This window comes from Gordonia sp. (in: high G+C Gram-positive bacteria) (assembly GCF_047600385.1).
Lineage (GTDB): Bacteria > Actinomycetota > Actinomycetes > Mycobacteriales > Mycobacteriaceae > Gordonia.
In genome coordinates, this window is record NZ_JASGKZ010000001.1 from 3,510,510 (window position 1) to 3,528,928 (window position 18,419).

General features: G+C 71.1%; 16 protein-coding genes and 1 pseudogene. 1 reads left to right on the top strand and 16 read right to left on the bottom strand.

The annotated features are described in order from the left end of the window. Positions 1 to 24 precede the first annotated feature (24 nt). The 6 genes from rplS to rpsP all read right to left on the bottom strand — a co-directional run bounded on the left by rplS (position 25) and on the right by rpsP (position 4,093). Positions 25 to 366 carry a 50S ribosomal protein L19 gene (gene rplS / locus QM809_RS15875; RefSeq protein WP_415046682.1) on the bottom strand — a complete coding sequence of 114 codons (342 nt, stop codon included), beginning with the start codon at positions 364 to 366 and terminating at the stop codon, positions 25 to 27. A 187-nt stretch (positions 367 to 553) separates the two neighbouring features. Continuing rightward, complete coding sequence (locus tag QM809_RS15880; protein WP_415046683.1) at positions 554 to 1,963, bottom strand: hypothetical protein; 1,410 nt, start codon at positions 1,961 to 1,963, stop codon at positions 554 to 556. Positions 1,964 to 2,094: 131 nt separating this feature from the next. Beyond that, positions 2,095 to 2,784: a tRNA (guanosine(37)-N1)-methyltransferase TrmD gene (gene trmD / locus QM809_RS15885; RefSeq protein WP_415046684.1), complete on the bottom strand. Its 690-nt coding sequence runs from the start codon at positions 2,782 to 2,784 to the stop codon at positions 2,095 to 2,097. A 4-nt stretch (positions 2,785 to 2,788) separates the two neighbouring features. Beyond that, positions 2,789 to 3,373 (bottom strand): ribosome maturation factor RimM, encoded by a 585-nt coding sequence (rimM, locus tag QM809_RS15890; RefSeq protein ID WP_415046685.1) that lies wholly within the window; start codon positions 3,371 to 3,373, stop codon positions 2,789 to 2,791. A gap of 34 nt (positions 3,374 to 3,407) precedes the next feature. Beyond that, positions 3,408 to 3,650 carry an RNA-binding protein gene (locus QM809_RS15895; protein WP_247867497.1) on the bottom strand — a complete coding sequence of 81 codons (243 nt, stop codon included), beginning with the start codon at positions 3,648 to 3,650 and terminating at the stop codon, positions 3,408 to 3,410. Beyond that, entirely contained in the window at positions 3,647 to 4,093 is a 447-nt protein-coding gene (gene rpsP, locus QM809_RS15900; protein ID WP_415046686.1) for a 30S ribosomal protein S16, read from the bottom strand. Before rpsP ends, QM809_RS15895 begins: the two co-directional genes overlap by 4 nt. A 286-nt stretch (positions 4,094 to 4,379) precedes the next feature. Between rpsP and QM809_RS15905 the strand changes: the two genes are divergently transcribed. Continuing rightward, entirely contained in the window at positions 4,380 to 5,033 is a 654-nt protein-coding gene (locus QM809_RS15905; RefSeq protein WP_415046687.1) for a hypothetical protein, read from the top strand. Positions 5,034 to 5,058: 25 nt separating this feature from the next. Here QM809_RS15905 and QM809_RS15910 read toward each other — a convergent pair whose 3' ends face one another. The 10 genes and pseudogenes from QM809_RS15910 to QM809_RS15955 form a co-directional block, all read right to left on the bottom strand. Next, entirely contained in the window at positions 5,059 to 6,162 is a 1,104-nt protein-coding gene (locus tag QM809_RS15910; protein ID WP_415046688.1) for an amidohydrolase family protein, read from the bottom strand. A 10-nt stretch (positions 6,163 to 6,172) separates the two neighbouring features. Further along, positions 6,173 to 7,780, bottom strand: a complete 1,608-nt coding sequence (gene ffh, locus QM809_RS15915; RefSeq protein WP_415046689.1) for a signal recognition particle protein — start codon at positions 7,778 to 7,780, stop codon at positions 6,173 to 6,175. 19 nt (positions 7,781 to 7,799) lie between these two features. After that, positions 7,800 to 8,846 carry an ACT domain-containing protein gene (locus QM809_RS15920; RefSeq protein ID WP_415046690.1) on the bottom strand — a complete coding sequence of 349 codons (1,047 nt, stop codon included), beginning with the start codon at positions 8,844 to 8,846 and terminating at the stop codon, positions 7,800 to 7,802. Between the two features lie 556 nt (positions 8,847 to 9,402). After that, positions 9,403 to 10,098: pseudogene (locus QM809_RS15925) on the bottom strand ([protein-PII] uridylyltransferase); the annotation flags it as partial. 58 nt (positions 10,099 to 10,156) lie between these two features. Continuing rightward, on the bottom strand, positions 10,157 to 10,495 hold the full coding sequence (locus QM809_RS15930) for a P-II family nitrogen regulator (protein ID WP_415046691.1): 339 nt from the start codon (positions 10,493 to 10,495) through the stop codon (positions 10,157 to 10,159). 88 nt (positions 10,496 to 10,583) lie between these two features. After that, entirely contained in the window at positions 10,584 to 11,912 is a 1,329-nt protein-coding gene (locus tag QM809_RS15935) for an ammonium transporter (protein ID WP_415046692.1), read from the bottom strand. A 249-nt stretch (positions 11,913 to 12,161) separates the two neighbouring features. Then, complete coding sequence (ftsY, locus tag QM809_RS15940; RefSeq protein ID WP_415046693.1) at positions 12,162 to 13,727, bottom strand: signal recognition particle-docking protein FtsY; 1,566 nt, start codon at positions 13,725 to 13,727, stop codon at positions 12,162 to 12,164. A gap of 54 nt (positions 13,728 to 13,781) precedes the next feature. Beyond that, complete coding sequence (smc, locus tag QM809_RS15945; RefSeq protein WP_415046694.1) at positions 13,782 to 17,372, bottom strand: chromosome segregation protein SMC; 3,591 nt, start codon at positions 17,370 to 17,372, stop codon at positions 13,782 to 13,784. A 54-nt stretch (positions 17,373 to 17,426) separates the two neighbouring features. Then, complete coding sequence (locus QM809_RS15950; protein ID WP_415046695.1) at positions 17,427 to 17,696, bottom strand: acylphosphatase; 270 nt, start codon at positions 17,694 to 17,696, stop codon at positions 17,427 to 17,429. A gap of 10 nt (positions 17,697 to 17,706) precedes the next feature. Next, on the bottom strand, positions 17,707 to 18,144 hold the full coding sequence (locus QM809_RS15955; RefSeq protein WP_415046696.1) for an OsmC family protein: 438 nt from the start codon (positions 18,142 to 18,144) through the stop codon (positions 17,707 to 17,709). Between the last annotated feature and the right edge of the window lie 275 nt (positions 18,145 to 18,419).

Genomic DNA, 18,419 nt, shown 5'->3' on the forward strand with positions numbered 1-18,419 from the left:
TCGAGAAGACCGCATTCGCGCAGGTCAGCGCTTTTCCTTGATCTTGGCGGCCTTGCCGCGCAGGTCGCGCAGGTAGTACAGCTTGGCGCGACGGACGTCACCGCGGGTGATGACGTCGATCTTGTCGATGTTCGGGCTGTGCACCGGGAAGGTGCGCTCCACGCCGACGCCGAACGAGACCTTGCGGACGGTGAAGGTCTCGCGGATGCCGCCGCCCTGGCGACGGATCACGGCGCCCTTGAACACCTGGATGCGCTCCTTGGAGCCCTCGATGACCTTCACGTGGACGTCGACGGTGTCGCCGGGGGCGAACTCGGGGACGTCGTCGCGGAGGGACTGCTTGTCGAGGAAGTCGAGAGTGTTCATGGTGGATCCAATCTGGCGTCGCGTGGTGCAGAGGAACCTGGCGTCCGGCCCCGTCGCTGCGCGACGATCCGGATCGACCGGTTCGTACCCGTGTCGGTGTTCGGTGTCCGTGTCCGGACAACCCGATCCATTCTGCCAGACCGTCGGCCGGTGGAGAAATCCTCCCCGGTACGACACCGGGCACCCTCTACAGCGTCAGATCCAGGTCCTGCTCGTCGTCGGATTCCTCCGCGTCCCGATCGTCGGCGGGTCCGGGATCGTCGGGCATCGCACCGAGCACCGCGGGCCCGGCCATCGGCAACGGGCCGATCAGGTCGACGGCGGCCTGCGTCGAGAGCAGATAACCGGGGCGTCGTCGTTCCTCGTCGTCGCGAGTGCCGGACAGACCCGAGGGCGGAGCGATCGACGACGATCCCCGCATCCCCGGCGGCGCGGAACCCGCGGTCGGCCGGGCGGTCTGGCCGGGAGCGAGCGGCGCCGTCGGCGGTCCCGCGGCGGGGAGCCCCGCGCGCGATGCCCCCGCAACCGGCGGCCCGCTCCCCGTCGGCGGCCCCGAGGGGACGGTCGTGAGACGCGGCGGAGACGACGTCGCCGCGGCTCCGGCGGGACCGGCCCCGATGAGCGGAGCTCCGGTGAACGGCGCACCGCCGGGTCCGCCCGGTCGCGCGCCGACCGGATCCGTCGGGAGCGCGAGCGCCGGCACGGCCGCGGCCGGCTGTCCTCGTACGACGGCCCCGGGTCCCGGCGTCGTGCTCGGTCCTCCCGGCGCGGTGCGCACCGGTCCGGTCTCGGCGGAGGCCACCGGAACGGTTCCCGAGCCGGGGCGGACCGGACTCGGCTCGGGGACCTCCCGTGCCCCGGGACCTCCGGTTCCCGGCACCGGAGGGGCGGGGCTCGTCGGCGCACCGCGGCCGGGGGCACCGCCGCCCGGGGAGGTTCCGTCCGCCGGCGGCCCGTCCGGCGGTGTTCCACCGGGCGCACCTCGGGGAGCCGGGGCCGAGGGAAGCGGAGTCGGGGTCGGGGTCGACGGGGCGGGCGCGGTCGGAGCAGGGGCGGACGCCGACGGTGCCGGTGTCGACGGCGAGTCGCCCGGCGCACCGGGTACGGGCGTCCTACCGGCCGGCGGATCCTCCGTCGATCCGCTGTCGCCGCGGCGAAGGAGACTCTTGTCCGCTGCCGACAGCCCTTGCCACCCGCCCCCGGATCCTCCCGCGCCGAGACCCACCGCGTGCGCGCTCATCGGCTCGCTGTACACGTGATCCATCGTGCGCGAGACCAGGATCATGGTGAGCCGCGCGCCGGAGAGGTTGCGCGGCATGGTGCTCGCCAGCGAGACGATCTGCGGTCCGAGCGCCGCCGACGCCGCCAGATCGCCGGATGCATCACCAAGACTGGACCCGGCGTCCAGGAGCCGGTTCGCCGCCGCCGAGAGACGATCGCTCAAGGCGAGACCCGCCTCGTCCGCGGCCAGCGGTCCACGCCCGATCAGCTCGTCGAATCCGCCGAAGCTCTTGGCCAGCCCGAACGCGATCGTCTTCGCAGCGTCGGCTATGCGGTTCAGTTCCGCGGCGTCGGCGGCGGCGCCGCCGACGTCCATCGAATCGAGACGATTCAGAATCGTGCCGAGCGGGACGACCCAATTGGTACGAGGTGCCATACCCGGTTAGACGCAGCGCGGACCGATCCGGTTCCACGACACGCCGCGCACGACGGTGCAGACCCGAGAGATCAGTCCGCGGAGTCGTCGAGCAGTTCGGGTCGACGTTCGCGGGTGCGTTCCAGCGACTGCTCGCGGCGCCAGGCGGCCACCTTCGCGTGGTCGCCGGACAGCAGCACCGGCGGGACCTCGAGATCGCGCCAGACCTTGGGCCGGGTGTAGCTGGGTCCTTCGAGCAGCCCGTCGGAGAAGGAGTCCTCCCGGTGCGACTGCGGATTGCCGATCACCCCGGGGATCAGGCGGGTGGTGGCCTCGACCATCGCCAGCACGGCGGCCTCTCCCCCGATCAGCACGAAGTCGCCGAGCGAGACCTCCTCCACGCGCACGCGGCGCGCGGCGTCGTCGAACACCCGCTGGTCGATGCCCTCGTACCGTCCGCAGGCGAAGACCAGGTGTTCCTCGGTGCTCCAGCGCTCGGCGGTGGCCTGGGTGAACGGCCGCCCGGCGGGCGTGGGGACCACCAGCAGCGCCTCGTCGGGGCACACCTCGTCGAGCGCCGGACCCCACACCTCGGGTTTCATCACCATGCCGGGTCCGCCGCCGTACGGCTGGTCGTCGACGCTGCGGTGGACGTCGTGCGTCCAGTTCCGCAGGTCGTGGATGCCCACTTCGAGCAGGCCGGCGTCGACCGCCTTGCCCAGCAGCGCCACGCTGAGCGGTTCGAGATACTCCGGGAAGATCGTGACGACGTCGATGCGCACGGGTCTACCCTTCGACGGGCTCAGGGGACGAGTCGACGGGCTCAGGGGGCGAGTCGACGGGCTCGGGGGACTCGGAGTCCGGGTCCAGCAGTCCTTCGGGCGGATCGACGACGATCCCGTCCCGGGACACCGTCGGCACGATCTCGGCGACGAAGGGGATGAGCACCTCTCTCCCCGCGGGAGTCTTCACCGCGAGCAGTTCCCCGCCGGGCAGGTGCAGGACGTCGGACACCTCGCCGACGGGCTCGTCGTCCACGGTGGCGACCGGCAGGCCGATCAGCTCGTGGTCGTAGAACTCGTCCGGATCGTCGCCGGAGTCGACGTCGGCGGCGTCGATCAGGAAGAGCGTGCCGCGCATCGCCGCGGCGACGTCCCGATCGGTGACGCCCTCCAGGGACACGAGCAGCCGCCCGGCGTGAGGCCGGACGGCTGCGACCGTGTACTTCTTCTCGCCGGCACCCTTGGGTGCACGGCCGCGCAGGACGGTTCCGACGGCGAAACGCTCGCCGGGGGAATCCGTCCGCACATCGACCACGAGTTCACCTCGGACGCCGTGGGTCTTGGCCACCCGGCCGATCACCAGATCCATCGTGGTCTCCCGATCTCTTTCGACGTGCGTGCGGTCAGCGGTCGGTGTCGACGATGTCGACACGCATGCCCCGGCCGCCGACACCGGCGACCAGGGTCCGCAGCGCGGTAGCGGTGCGGCCGTTGCGGCCGATCACCTTGCCGAGATCCTCGGGGTTCACGTGAACCTCGATCATCCGGCCGCGACGACCGGTGATGAGCTCGACCCGCACGTCGTCGGGATTGGCGACGATGCCGCGCACCAGGTGCTCGACGGCGTCAGCGATGACAGCACTCACTTGTCGTCGCCCTCGGCGGCCTCGTCGACCTTCTCCGCAGCCTCGTCGGCCTTCTTGGCCGACTTCTTCTTGGCGGTGGTGGCCTCGACGGCGGGCTCGTTCTCGGCGGCGGCCAGCGCGGCGGCGAACAGCTCCTGCTTGCTCGGCTTGGGCTCGGCGACCTTCAGGGTGCCCTCGGCGCCCGGCAGGCCCTTGTGCTTCTGCCAGTCACCGGTGATCTTGAGGATCGCCAGCACCGGGTCGGTCGGCTGCGCGCCCACGCCCAGCCAGTACTGCACGCGCTCGGAGTCGACCTCGATCAGCGAGGGCTCCTCCTTCGGGTGGTACTTGCCGATGGTCTCGATGGCCCGGCCGTTGCGGCGGGTGCGGGCGTCGGCGACGATGATGCGGTACTGCGGGTTGCGGATCTTGCCGAGCCGGGTGAGCTTGATCTTGACAGCCATGTGAAGACTTCCTCTGTGTCACAGCGCAATTCAGCGATCCGCCGAGGAGCGGCGGATCCGGTTTTGCGATCTCTTACGGGGTGACCGCCGGTCGGTGCGTGACCGCTTCCGGCGAACCAGCGGTTCATTCTGCCAGACGACGACGGCGGCGGCCAAAAGCAGGCAACGTCACAGCCGCACGATTGAGTGCTCTCCACCGGAGCGTGATTAGACTCGGCGACGTGTGCCATCCGGGCGCATCGGGCACTTCCCCCGGATCTGTCGAACGAGGAACGGACCGCAATCCATGCTCCAGGCACTCGGTTTCGCGTTCTTCGACGCGATCAACGTGCTGCTCATCGGTGTCCTGGTGGCACTGGCGATCATGCTCCCCCCGGGGCGCTACCGATCGATCGCCGGACTCCTGGTGATCGGCGACTGGCTCGGTGTCTTCTTCCTCGCCCTGATCACGCTGGCCGTGTTCGACGGCTTCGGCTCCCTCGTCCAGTCGGTGATCGACTCGTGGATCTTCGGCGTGGTGTTGATCCTGGTGGGTGTGGGCGGGGCGATCGCGACCTTCCGGGGCGGCGACTCGACGGACATGATCGACAAGGTCCTCGCGCCGCTGCGGTCGCCGTCACCGTTGACGATGCTCGTCGGATTCGGCCTCGGCCTCATCCAGTCGGTGACCTCGGTACCGTTCTTCCTCGGCCTCGCGATCCTGTCGACGAGTGACATGCCGACGATCGAGCGCTACGCCGGTCTGCCCCTGTTCGCCACCGTCGCCCTGAGCCTGCCGATCCTGTCGGCGCTGCTGCTGGGCCTGGTACGACACAATCCCGATTCGTGGGTCGGCCGTCTGTTCCAGACCGCGCGCAGCCACCGAGACTCCTTGACCAAGGCCGCCGGCTACGTGGTCGCGGTGCTGCTCGTCGTCGTCGGCGCCGTCCGACTGTTCTGAGCGCTGTCTGACGCCGACGGGATCGTCAGGCGATCCGGGCGCCGCCGCACACCACGTGCTTCGGGGTGCGCAGGGCCGCCACGGATCGTGCCGGATCGTCGTCGAGCACCAGGAAGTCGGCGCGGGCGCCGTCGACGATGCCCTCGACGCCCAGCCACTCGCGCGGCGTGCACGACGCCGCCGCCAACGCCTCCAGCGGTGAGAAACCGATCCCGGTGAGCGCCTGGACCTCGTCGACGATGCGGCCGTGCGCCACGAAACCGCCGGCGTCGGTGCCCGCGTACAGCGCCACCCCGGCCTCGCGGGCCGCGGCGTACACCGCCCCCGAGGTCTCGTACAGCTTGCGCATGTTCGCCTGGTAGACCGGGAACCGGTCGGCGCCGTCGGCGATGCCGGGGAAGTTCTCCACCTGGATCAGCGTCGGGACCAGCGCGATGTCGCGGGCGACCATCTCGTCGATCAGGTCCTCGGTGAGCCCGGTGCCGTGCTCGATCGAGTCGAAGCCCGCCCCGATGACGTCCGGCAGCGCGTCGTAGCCGAAGACGTGCGCGGTGATCCGGGCGCCGGACTCGTGCGCGGCGGCCACGGCGGCGTCCAGTTGCGCGCGGGTCCACAGCGGCGCGAGGTCGCCCACCTCGCGGTCGATCCAGTCCCCGACCAGCTTCACCCAGCCGTCGCCGGCGGCCGCCTGACGGCGCACCTCGTCGGCGAGCACGTCGGGGTCGTCGAGTTCGATGCCGTAGTCGCGCAGGTACCGCTTGGGTCGTGCGATGTGCTTGCCGGCCCGCAGGAAGCGCGGGCCGTGGGCGTCGTCGTCGAGCGGACGGGTGTCGACGGGCGACCCGACCTCGCGGAGCAGCAGCGCCCCGGCCTGCGCGTCCTGCCGGGCGAACCCGCGGGCGCGTTCGATCGTGACGCCGAGGCCGGGTGCGATCCCGACGTGGTTGTGCGCGTCGACCAGTCCCGGCACGATCCAGCCGCCGTCGGAGACGGTCTCGGCGCCGGCGATCGGCGCGGTGGAGATCCGTCCGCCGTCGACCCAGAACTCCAGGGTCTGATCGGTGAACGGATCGATGCCGCGGTAATGCTCGACGACGCCGGGCGCCGATCCCAGGTCACTGCTCGACACGGGCGGGCTCCTACTTGTTCTTCGGCAGCTTCAGATTGTTCAGGTCGATGCCCTCCAGGCCCGGCGGGAGCTGGTCGAGCCCCGGCGGCATCTGGGACAGGTCCATGCCGGGCGGCATCCCCATCCCCGGGGGCATGCCCGGCATCCCCGGCATGCCCATTCCGGGCATGCCGCCGCGCATCCCCTTGGGCGGGGTGGGTCCGCGGCCCTTGCCCTTGCGCCCCTTGGCGCCCTTCTTGCCCTTGCGGTTGTTGCGCCTGCCACCGCCGCCGGGCATGCCCATCATGCGGCCGGACATCTGCGACATCATCTTGCGGGCCGCGAAGAAGCGGTCCACCAGCTGATTCACATCGGTCACGGTGACGCCCGAGCCGTTGGCGATACGGATCCGCCGCGAGGCGTTGATGATCTTGGGATCGGCCCGCTCGGCCGGAGTCATGCCGCGGATGATCGCCTGGATCTTGTCGAGCTGCTTGTCGTCGACCTGCGCGAGGGCGTCCTTCATCTCGCCCGCGCCCGGCAGCATGCCGAGCAGGTTCCCGATCGGACCCATCTTGCGGATCATCAGCATCTGCTCGAGGAAGTCCTCCAGCGTCAACTCGCCCTGGCTGATCTTCTCCGCGGCCTTCTCGGCCTCGGCCGCATCCCAGTGCTGCTCGGCCTGCTCGATCAGCGACAGGACGTCGCCCATGCCGAGGATCCGGCTGGACATGCGGTCCGGGTGGAAGACGTCGAACTCGTCGAGCTTCTCACCGGTCGAGGCGAACATGATCGGCCGGCCGGTGATCTCCCGGACCGACAGCGCCGCGCCGCCGCGGGCATCGCCGTCGAGCTTGGTCAGGACCACGCCGGTGAAGTCGACGCCCGCCGCGAAGGCCTGCGCGGTGGCGACCGCGTCCTGACCGATCATCGCGTCGAGGACGAAGAGCACCTCGTCGGGGCTGGTCGCGTCGCGGATGTCGGAGGCCTGCCGCATCAGGACCTCGTCGATGCCGAGGCGACCGGCGGTGTCGATGATCACCACGTCGTGCTGCTTCTCGCGGGCGTGCGCGACGCCGCCGAGGGCCACCGACACCGGATCGCCGGAACGGTCGACGCCGAGCTCGCCCTCCCCTCCGACCGCGGCACCCGGGTTCGGCGCGTACACCGGAACGCCGGCGCGCTCGCCGACGATCTGGAGCTGCTGCACCGCACCCGGGCGCTGCAGATCGCAGGCCACCAGGATCGGGGTGTGCCCCTGCTTGGTGAGCCAGTGGGCCAGCTTGCCCGCGAGCGTCGTCTTACCGGCACCCTGCAGACCGGCGAGCATGATGACCGTCGGCGGGGTCTTCGCCAGCTGGATCCGCCGTGTCTGGCCGCCGAGGATCTCGACGAGCTCCTCGTTGACGATCTTGACGATCTGCTGCGCCGGATTGAGCGCGCCGGAGACCTCCTGGCCCTTGGCGCGCTGCTTGATCCGGGCGATGAAGGTCCGGACCACCGGCAGCGAGACGTCGGCTTCGAGCAGTGCCAGCCGGATCTCGCGGGCCGTCGCATCGATGTCGGCGTCGGTGAGCCGCCCCTTGCCACGCAGATCCTTCAGGGCACCGGTCAACCGGTCGGAAAGGGATTCGAACATTCCCCTATCCTTCCACTTCTCAGCGCGCCGGGTGCGCGGGCCCCGGACAGACCCGCAGGACGGCCTCGGCGATCTCGTCCCGGGCCCCCGGCGTGTCGCGGGAGAGTTCGACGCTGAAGGTGTCGATCACCGTCGACCCGAGCGTCGTCACCGTCGCCCAGATCACGTCGGCGCCGGCGCGTTCGAGCACCGCCGAGATCCGCGCCAGCAGCGCGGGACGATCCGCCGAACGCACCTCCAGCAGCAGCGATCCGCACGCCGAGTCCTCGACCCACGTCGCCCGCGGCGGTGCCAGCACCGGCGGCAGATCCTCGCCGTCGGCGAGGCCGGCGACGACGTCGACGCCCTCCAGCGCCTTCCGCAGCCGTTGCCGCAGCACCTGGACGTCCGGCGGATCGCCGAACGCGGGCATCACGACGAACGAGTTCACGGCGTGCCCGGCGTGCGACCGGACGTGCGCCGAGTGCGTGGTGAGCCCCGACGCCGCCAGCACCCCGGCCATCCGGGACAGCAGCCCCGGCCGGTCGGGCGCGACGAGCGTCGCCACGTACGTGGTGGGACCGTCGCCGGCCTCCAGCCGGACGTGCAGACCGCCCTCCTCGGCCAGCGCCGCCTGGTCGGCGGTGAGCGGCTCGGGTTCGGGCAGTTCGGCGCCGCCGATCAGCGTGAGCAGCCGACCGGTGAGCCCCGCGATGAGCGAGGCCTTCCAGTCGCTCCACGCCGCCGCACCGGTCGCCTGACCGTCGGCCTGCGCCAGCGCACCCAGCAGTTCCACCAGCACCCGGTCCCGGCCCAGGGTGTCGGCCACCGACTCGACGATCTTCGGGTCGGTCGGATCGCGGCGCGTCGCCGTGGACGGCAGCAGCAGGTGGTACCGCACCATCGCCGAGAGGATCTCGACGTCGTGCGGCCACAGTCCGAGCCGCTTGCCGATCTCCACCGCGATCTCGGCACCGATCTCGCTGTGATCGCCGCCGCGGCCCTTGCCGATGTCGTGGATCAGCGCACCCAGCAGCAGCAGATCCGGACGCGAGACGCTGGTGGTCAACGACGCCGCGCCGATCACCGTCTCGACCAGAATGCCGGTCCACCGTCCAGGTGTGCATCGGGTCGCGCGGCGCCAGATCGCGCACGCCGCCCCACTCGGGGAAGAACTTGTCCCACAGCCCGATCCGGTCCAGCGCCTCCACGGTGCGCGCCATCGGCGCCCCCGCCGACAGCAGGACCAGCAGGTCGCTGAGCGGCTCGGCCGGCCACGGCTCCACCGGGTCCGGCGCGTACTTGGCGAGCCGTTCCAGCGCGGGACCGTTGATCGGCAGATCGTTCTTGGCCGCCGCGGCCGCGACGCGGAACACCAGGCCCGGGTCCTGGCTGGGCATGGCCGACCGCGCGAGGACCACCTCGCCGTCGTGCTGGACGACGCCCTCGTCGAGCGGCTTCCGCAGCGGCAGCCGCCGGAACCTGGCCAGTCCGCGTCGGCCGACGGAGTTGCCCGCCGTGCGCAGTCCGGTGTCGACGGCGAACTCGACGGTGCGGGCGGCGTCGCTGAGCAGACCGGCCAACTCGAACCGGTCGGCGAGCCCGAGGGCCCCGGCCAGCTGCTGGGCCTCCTGCGCCTGCAGACGATCCCGCGACCGCCCGGTGATCAGCTGATGCTGGGTCCGGATGTCGAGGAGACGTTCGTAGGCCTGGGCCACCGGGGTGCCGGGCTGGTCGGCCCGCAACCGGGACAGACCGTCCGTCAACTGCGCCAGGGCCAGCGCGTTGAGCAGTTGGACGTCCCGCAGTCCCCCGCGGCCGTGCTTGAGGTCGGGTTGGGCGTGCTGGGCGATCTCCCCGGCCCGCTTCCACCGCTGGTGCGTGATCTCCAGGACGTCCGGGAGACGTAGTCGGGCCTCGACCCGCCAGAGGTTGCGGATCGACGCGATCATCAGGGCCGCCAGGTCCTCGTCGCCGGCGATGAAGCGGGCGTCGAGCAGACCGAGCGTGGCGGTCGGCTCCTCGCGGGCCACGCGGAGCGCCGCCGGGATGGTCCGGACGCTGTGGTCCAGGCCGACCCGGGAGTCCCAGATCGGGTACCAGAGCCCGTCGGCGATCTCCTGGACGCGGTCGGGATACCGGTCGTCGTGCAGGAGCACCAGGTCCAGGTCGGATCCGGGGACCATCTCGCGGCGGCCCAGGGCGCCGACGGCGACGACGGCGAATCCGCTGCCCTCGACGATCCCCAGCTCCGCGGACCGGTCGACCAGCCACCGCTCGTAAGCGGCCGCGAGGCCCGCGCGGAGCGGCTCTCCGGCCGCCTCGTCCGGCGAGTACATCGCCAGGACGTCCGCACGGGCCGCGCTGAGGCGCCGCGCCGGATCCGGCGCGGCCGCCTCAGAGAGCTTCGGTGCCGCGTTCACCGGTGCGCACCCGGATGACCTTCTCCACCGGGGAGACCCAGACCTTGCCGTCTCCGATCTTCCCGGTGCGTGCCGCCTCGACGATCGCGTCGGTCACCTGATCGACGTCCTCGTCGTCGATGACGACCTCGACGCGGACCTTCGGCACGAAGTCGACGGCGTACTCGGCGCCGCGGTAGACCTCGGTGTGGCCCTTCTGGCGGCCGTAGCCCTGCACCTCGCTGACCGTCATGCCGACGATGCCGAGCTGCTCCAGTGCGGTTTTCACATCCTCGAGCGTGAACGGCTTGATGATGGCGGTAATCAGCTTCATGGGTACACCCTTTCTGTTCTGGTGTTCAGCCTAAGTGGTGGTGGTCGAGCGACCGGGCCGGGCGACACGTGTCGCCCGGCCGGGAAGGTCACACGAGGTCGTACGCGGTCTCCGCGTGCTCCGCGGAGTCGATCCCGCGGGCTTCGTCCTCGGCGTCGATGCGCCAGCCGAGCGGCTTGAGCACGTAGTAGAGGACGGCGGTCAGGACGGCGGTGAACGCCAGAGCGATGGCGGCGATCACGATCTGGATCACCAGCAGCTTCAGGTTGTTGCCGTAGAAGAGGCCGGCGTCCTTGGACAGCAGACCGATGCCGACGGTGCCCCACAGGCCGGCGACGAGGTGGACGCCGACGACGTCGAGCGAATCGTCGAAGCCGAACTTGTACTTCAGGCCGATGGCCAGCGCGGCGAGGACACCGGCGACGGCGCCCAGGATGATCGAGCCGACCGGGGTCAGTGCGGCGCAGGCCGGGGTGATGGCGACCAGGCCGGCGACGATACCCGAGGCGGCGCCGACCGAGGTCGGCTTGCCGTCGCGGATCCACTCCACGGCGAGCCAGCCGATGATGGCGGCGGCGGTGGCGACGGTGGTGTTGACCCAGACCAGGCCGGCGGTCGCGTCGGCGCCGAGCTCCGAGCCCACGTTGAAACCGAACCAGCCGATCCAGAGGAGGGCGGCACCGAGCATGACGAACGGGATGTTGTGCGGGCGGTGAGCGGTCTTGCCGAAGCCGGCGCGCTTGCCGACCAGGATCGCCAGGACCAGCGCGGCGATACCGGCGTTGATGTGCACCACGGTGCCGCCGGCGAAGTCGACCGGAGCCACCTTGGCCTCGCCGTCCTCGCTGCCGAAGATCCACGCCGCGAAGCTGCGCTCGCCGCCGCCCAGCAGGCCGCCGCCCCACACCATGTGGGCGAGCGGGAAGTAGATGACGGTGACGAACAGGACCGTGAACGCCAGCCAGGTGCCGAACTTGACGCGTTCGGCCACGGCACCGCTGATCAGGGCCACGGTGATGATCGCGAAGGTCAGCTGGAAGGCCAGGAACACGACGGCCGGGATCCCGGAGCCGTCGTCTCCCCACAGCACCACCTTGTCGCCGTCGGTCGCCATCAGCTGGTCCGAACCGAACAGGGAGAAGGGGTTGGAGAACAGCCCCAGGATGTCATCGTCCCCGGTGAGCGAGTTGCCGAACGACATCGAGAAGCCCCACAGGACGTAGACGACCGCGACGGTCGCCATCGATCCGAAGGACATCATCATCATGTTGAGGACCGACTTCTTACCGGTCAGGCCTCCGTAGAAGAATGCGAGTGCCGGGGTCATCATCAGCACGAGCGCCGCACTGATCAGGACCCATGCGGTGTTGCCGGTATCGAACGTGCCGAAAACGCTCTCGGGTAGAGCCGTTGTCACGGTGGAACCTCCTCAATCTACGCCGGGTTCGACGTTGTGAAGAGACCTTCCCGCGAGCAGGTTTCCTGAGAACGCGCTGATTGATTTCCGCCGTGTTACACGAACATCTGCACCGTTAACGCTGGATTGCCGCCCGAGTCGTACGGATGACGCGGCTGGTCACCGGGTCGCCGGGGGCCGCGCCATCCGCACGAATCGGGCATCCGGGATCCGGCTCGCCGGGCCGCGATCCCCTGTCCGGGACGGTGCTCAGAGCAGCGCGTCGACGAACGCCTCCGGGACGAACGGCGCCAGATCGTCGGCGCCCTCGCCGAGGCCGACGAGCTTGACCGGCACGCCGAGCTCCTCCTGGATCCGGAAGACGATGCCGCCCTTGGCGGTGCCGTCGAGCTTGGTGAGCACCACTCCGGTGAGATCGACGACGTCGGCGAACACCTTCGCCTGCATGAGCCCGTTCTGGCCCACCGTGGCGTCGAGGACCAGCAGCACCTCGTCGACCGGGGCCTTCTTCTCCACCACGCGCTTGACCTTGCCGAGCTCGTCCATCAGGCCCGTCTTGGTGTGCAGACGGCCCGCGGTGTCGATCAGGACCACGTCGACGCCGTCGGCGATGCCGGTGGCCACCGCGTCGAAGCCCACCGACGCCGGGTCGGCGCCCTCCTTGCCGCGCACGATGCCCGCGCCGACGCGCTCGCCCCAGGTCTGGAGCTGGTCGGCGGCGGCGGCCCGGAAGGTGTCGGCGGCGCCGAGCAGCACCCGGCGTCCGTCGGCCACGAGGACGCGGGCCAGCTTGCCGGTGGTGGTGGTCTTGCCGACGCCGTTGACGCCCACCACCAGCACGACGGCAGGACCGCCGGCGTGCGGGAGCGCCTTCACCGAACGGTCGAGTTCGGGGTGCAGCTGCGCGATGAGCACCGTGCGGAGCGCCGCCCGGGCCTCGTCGGCGGTGCGCACCTTGCCGGTCGCCAGTTCGGCGCGCAGGGCATCGACGACGGCGGTGGTCGCCGAGGTGCCCAGATCGGCCATCACCAGGGTGTCCTCGATCTCCTCCCAGGAGTCCTCGTCGAGGTCGCCGGCCCCCAGCAGACCGAGCATGGACGTGCCGATGGCGCTCTGCGACCGGGCGAGACGCCCCCGCAGGCGGGACAGCCGGCCGTCGGTCGGGGCGATCTCGTCGAGGGCCGGGGCGGCCGCTTCGGGCTCGGGTTCGGGCAGGGGTTCGGGTTCCGGCACTGCCTCCGGCTCGGGTGCCGTCTCCGGCTCGGCGACCGCGTCCGGAGTCGCGACCTCGTCGTCGACGGTGCTCTCGGGGGTCTCGGCGACCGACTCCGATTCGGCGGACTCGGACTCAGTGGACTCGGCGGACTTCGGCTCCGATCCGGCCTCGGCGGGTTCCGGCTCGGTGGATTCGGGCTCAGCGGACTCGGGCTCAGCGGGCGCGACCGGCTCGGACTCGACGGGCTCGGGCTCGACGGGCTCGGCTTCGGGAGCAGGCGGCGTCGGTGCAGGGGTCTTGGGCTCGGTGGGTTTCGGCGCAGGGGGTTTCGGTGCGGTGGGTTTCGGTGCGGTGGGCTTCTCCCCCACCGGTTCCTTCTCCAGCGTGGCGGTGCCGCCCTGGGTGAAGTTGAACCCCGAACCGGTCTGATACCCGCCCGACTTGTCGACCTCGCGCCGGCCGTCGGCGACCTGCTTCTCCGGCTCCGAGTCCGACAGCGAGATCCGCCGCCGCCGTTGGAGCGCGATACCACCGCCGATGACGAGCGCCGACAGCACGAGGACGGCGATGACTATGCCGATGATCAGTTGTGTGTCCACGAAGAGGACCCTTTCAGTTCGCGGTGTTCATGGAAGTTCGGTGTCCGGTGACGTTCAGTGTTGCCGAGCCAGGTCGACGCCGCGCAGTCGTTGCGAGATCACCTGGGTGATGCCGTCGCCGCGCATGCTCACCCCGTACAGGGCGTCGGCGATCTCCATCGTCGGCTTCTGGTGGGTGATGACGATCAGCTGGCTCCGCTCGCGCAGCTGCTCGAACAGGCCGATCAGCCGACGCAGGTTGGCGTCGTCGAGGGCGGCCTCCACCTCGTCCATCACGTAGAACGGCGACGGCCGGGCCCGGAAGATCGCGACCAGCATGGCCACCGCGGTGAGCGACTTCTCGCCGCCGGACAGCAGCGAGAGCCGTTTGACCTTCTTCCCCGGCGGGCGGGCCTCCACCTCGACGCCGGTGGTCAGCATGTCGTTCGGGTCGGTGAGCACCAGCCGTCCCTCGCCGCCGGGGAACAGCGTGGCGAACACCTGGGTGAACTCCTGTTCCACGTCGGCGTAGGCGTCGGTGAAGACCTGCAGGATCTTGGCGTCCACGTCGGCCACCACCTCCAGCAGGTCGGCCCGGGCGGCCTTCACGTCCTCCAGCTGCGCGGAGAGGAAGTTGTACCGTTCCTCCAGCGCCGCGAACTCCTCCAGCGCCAGCGGATTCACCTTGCCGAGGGTGTTCAGATCCTTCTGCGCCTTCCTGGCCCGCGATTCCTGCGTCCGGCGGTCGAACGGCATCGGGGCCGGGGCGACGACGTCGTCGCCGCGCGCCTTGGCCTCCTCGTACTCCCGCATCTCCAGGTCCGACGGCGGCATCGGCACATCGGGACCGTACTCGGCGATCAGGTCGTCCGGGGCGACGGCGAACTGCTCGAGGACCTGCTCCTCCAACTGCTCGATCCGCAGCGCGGCCTGCGCCTTGGCGACCTCGTCCCGGTGCACCGCGTCCCGGAGCTGGTTCAGGGTGGCGGTCGCGGCGTCCACGCGGGTCCGCAGTTCCTCGGTCTCGACGGTGCGCGCCGCCCGCGCGGCTTCGAGTTCGTCGCGACCGGCGGCGGCGGTCTCCACCGCGCGGGCCACCTCGTCGGCGAGCCGTGCCGAGGCCTCGGCGACGGCGGCCGCGACCCCGGCCGCGTACCGGCGCTGAGCGTCCTGCCTGCGCAGCCGCTCCCGGCTGCTCCGTTCGGCGGCGGCGCTGCGGCGCAGGGCCTCCGCCCGGCCGCGCACCAATGCCAGTCGCTCCTCGGCAGTGCGCAGGGCGAGCCTGGTCTCCACCTCTACCGAACGCGCGGTGGCCACCTCGGCGGCCGCGGCCTCGCGCAGCGCGTGATCGGCGTCGTCGTCGACGTCGTCGGCGGACTCGTCGGCGGCCGCCCGCAGCCGCTCGTCCACCTCGGTGAGCGCGGCCAGGTTCTCGGCGCGACCGGCTTCGACGAACGTCCGCTGGCGGACCAGCCGGTCGGCCTCCTGCTCGGCGCCACGGATGTTCTCGCCGAGTCTGGCCAGCAGTTCGTAGACGGCATCGATGTGGGAGTCGGACTCGACGAGCGCCGCGAAGGCGCCCTCCGCGGCCTCGGCGGCCTCCCGTTCGACGCCCCGGGCCTGCGCCAGGACCTCGTCGAGCCGCTCCCGCTCGCGGCGGGTGCGCGCCAGGTCGTCGGTGGCGGTGTCGATCGCCGACTGCACCTCCAGGGTCGAGGGCCGCGCCGAGACACCGCCCTCGACGACGGCCGCGGAGATCCGATCGCCCGCCCCGGTCACCGCGCGCACCCCGAGTTCGACGGCCACCGCCATCGCCTCCTGCGCCGTCTCGGTCAGGACCGTGTCGGCGAGCAGGACGTCGAGCGCACCGGCGATCTCTGCGGGGGCGGTCACCACGTCGCGCGCCCACACCGCGCCGTCGGGCAGTGCGGGGCGGTCGCCGAGCGGCCGCTCCGGGAGACCGCCGACGATCAGCGAGGCACGGCCGCCGTCGCCGGCACGCAGCGCGGCCAGGGCACCGAGGGCGGCCAGACGATCGGCGGTGACGAGGGCGTCGACCGCGGGACCGAGTGCTCCGGCGAGCGCCGTCTCGTATCCGGGCTGCACGCTGAGCAGGTCCGACAGCGGTGCGAGGATCCCTTCGGTCTCCTGCTCCAGCAGCCAGGCGCCGCCGTCGGCCCGCTCCAGACCGATCGCGAGCGCCTCGATCCGGGCGGTCAGCGCGGCGATCCCGTGTTCGGCCTCGCGCTCGGACCGCTGCAGTTCGACGACCCGTTCGGTGGCCGCGGTCAGCGCGGCGACCCGGCGCTCGTGATGCGCGTCGAGTCCTTCTTCCCGGTCTTCGAGTTCACGCATCCGCGCCTGCGCCTCGTCGCGTTCGCGGCGCGCTGCGTCGGCCCGCTCGCGGGCGTCGTCGATCGCGGCGGTCAGGCGGGCGGTCTCGCCGTCGACCGAGTCGATGCGGGTGCGCAGATTCGCGGCCTCGCCTTCGAGCCGGACCAGACCTTCGCGACGGTCGGCGACGGCCCGGACCGCGGCGAGGTGGGCCCGCTCGGCCTCCGCCGACGCCGACTCCGCGGCCCGCAGCGCGACGGTCGCGTACTCCAGCCGCTCGGCGGACTCCTCGACGGCGGCCTCGTGTTCGGCCTCGGTGAGCTCGGCCTCCTCGGCGCGGCGCTCGAGCTCCTCGGGGTCCGGGCCGGACGGCTGGGCGCTCGGCGTCGACAGGTGGGTGGCGCGTTCGCTCGCGAGCCGGCGGGTGCCCTCGACCCGTTCGGCGAGCGCCGACAGCGTGTAGAACACCCGGCCCGCCTCGGTGGCCGCGGGCGCCACCTGGGCGAGCTGTTCCCGACTGTGGTCCAGCGCGGCGGTCGCGGCATCGAGTTCGGCGGTCACCTCGTCCGACCGTCGCCGGATCTCCTCCTCCATCGCCGAGTGCTGCGCCATCTCGGTGCGGCGGGTGACGAGGTCGTCGGCGGCCAGCCGCAGCCGGGCGTCGCGGAGTTCGGCCTGGACGGTGGCGGCGCGGCGTGCCACCTCGGCCTGGCGGCCGAGCGGTTTCAGCTGGCGCCGCAGTTCGGCGGTCAGGTCGGTGAGGCGCGCGAGGTTGGCCGCCATCGCGTCGAGTTTGCGGACGGCCTTCTCTTTACGACGACGATGCTTCAGCACCCCGGCGGCCTCCTCGATGAAGGCGCGTCGTTCCTCGGGGCGCGCCTCCAGGATCGCCGCCAGCCGCCCCTGCCCCAGGATGACGTGCATCTCGCGGCCGATACCGGAGTCGGACAGCAGTTCCTGCACGTCCATCAGCCGACAGGTGTTCCCGTTGATCTCGTATTCGCCCGCGCCGTCGCGGAACATGCGCCGCGTGATCGAGACCTCGGAGTACTCGATCGGCAGGGCCCCGTCGGAGTTGTCGATCGTCAGGGTCACCTCGGCACGACCCAGCGGCGCCCGACCGGAGGTGCCGGCGAAGATGACGTCGGCCATCTTGCCGCCGCGCAGCGCCTTGGCGCCCTGCTCGCCCATCACCCAGGTCAGCGCGTCGACCACGTTGCTCTTGCCCGAGCCGTTGGGACCCACCACGCAGGTGATGCCCGGCTCGAAGCGGAGGGTCGTCGCCGACGCGAAGGACTTGAAGCCCTTCAGGGTCAGGCTCTTGAGGTGCACGACGGTCAAGGATACCCACCGCGGGTCCCGGCTCTCGTCCCGCGCTCGGGGTGTTCAGCGCTCGTGGAAACCGTTCTGGTCGCCGCGCGCCGGACCGAAGGACTCCACCACCAGATCCACCGCCCCGGCGGTGTCCCCGGAACGCAGTTTCGCCACCAGCACGTCCAGCGCGGGCCGAGGCCCCTCGGCCACCACCAGCACCCGCCCGTCGGCGAGGTTCTTGGCGTAGCCGGTCAGCCCCAGTTCCAGTGCCCGCGAGCGGGTCCACCAGCGGAATCCGACGCCCTGGACGGTGCCGTGGACGAATGCGGTCAGTCGTTCCATCTCGCCGGGCTCACTCGGTGTCGATGGTCAGGTTCACCTCGGCGCCGGCCTTCACGGTCCGTCCGACGGTGCACACCCGGTCCACGGCACGCTCCACCACGGTCAGCAGGCGCTGGGCGGCCTCGGGATCGAGTTCGGACAGGTCCAGCTCCATCACCTCGTCGATCCGCGGGTACACCTCGTTCTCCCGGTCGGCCGCACCGGAGACCCGGATGGTGGCGTCGTAGTCGTCGCCGAGTCGGCGCGACAGGGTGAAGTCCGACGCCATCCCGCTGCACGCCGCCACCGCGATCTTGAGGAGTTCGCCCGGAGTGAACACCCCCGGGACGTCCTCCGATCCGATCAGCACCTGCGCCCCGCGCGAGCTCTGCCCGGTGTAGCGCCGTGTGCCGGTGCGCTGCACCCACAGTTCGGTCTTGGCGGGCTGGTCGCTGGTGGGCTCGGTCATCTGGGGATTCCTCTCGATCGCGGTCGGGTTCGCTTCCGGCACAACACCGGCGGCCGGGTGAACCTTCCCTTCGGCGCGGCGGAATCAGAATAGGCGGTCCTGGCCGGTCTCCTTCTCCCCGGCGGAGAACACTGGTGTTCCGGTGCGAGCAGGAGTAGCTTCGCAGTAGCCGTGCCGGCGGAAAGAGGAGGTGGTACCCGTGAACGAATCGACATGGGCGCTCCTCTCGGAGGTCACGGTCGGACGATAGGTCGTCCGGAGCGCCACAGAGCACT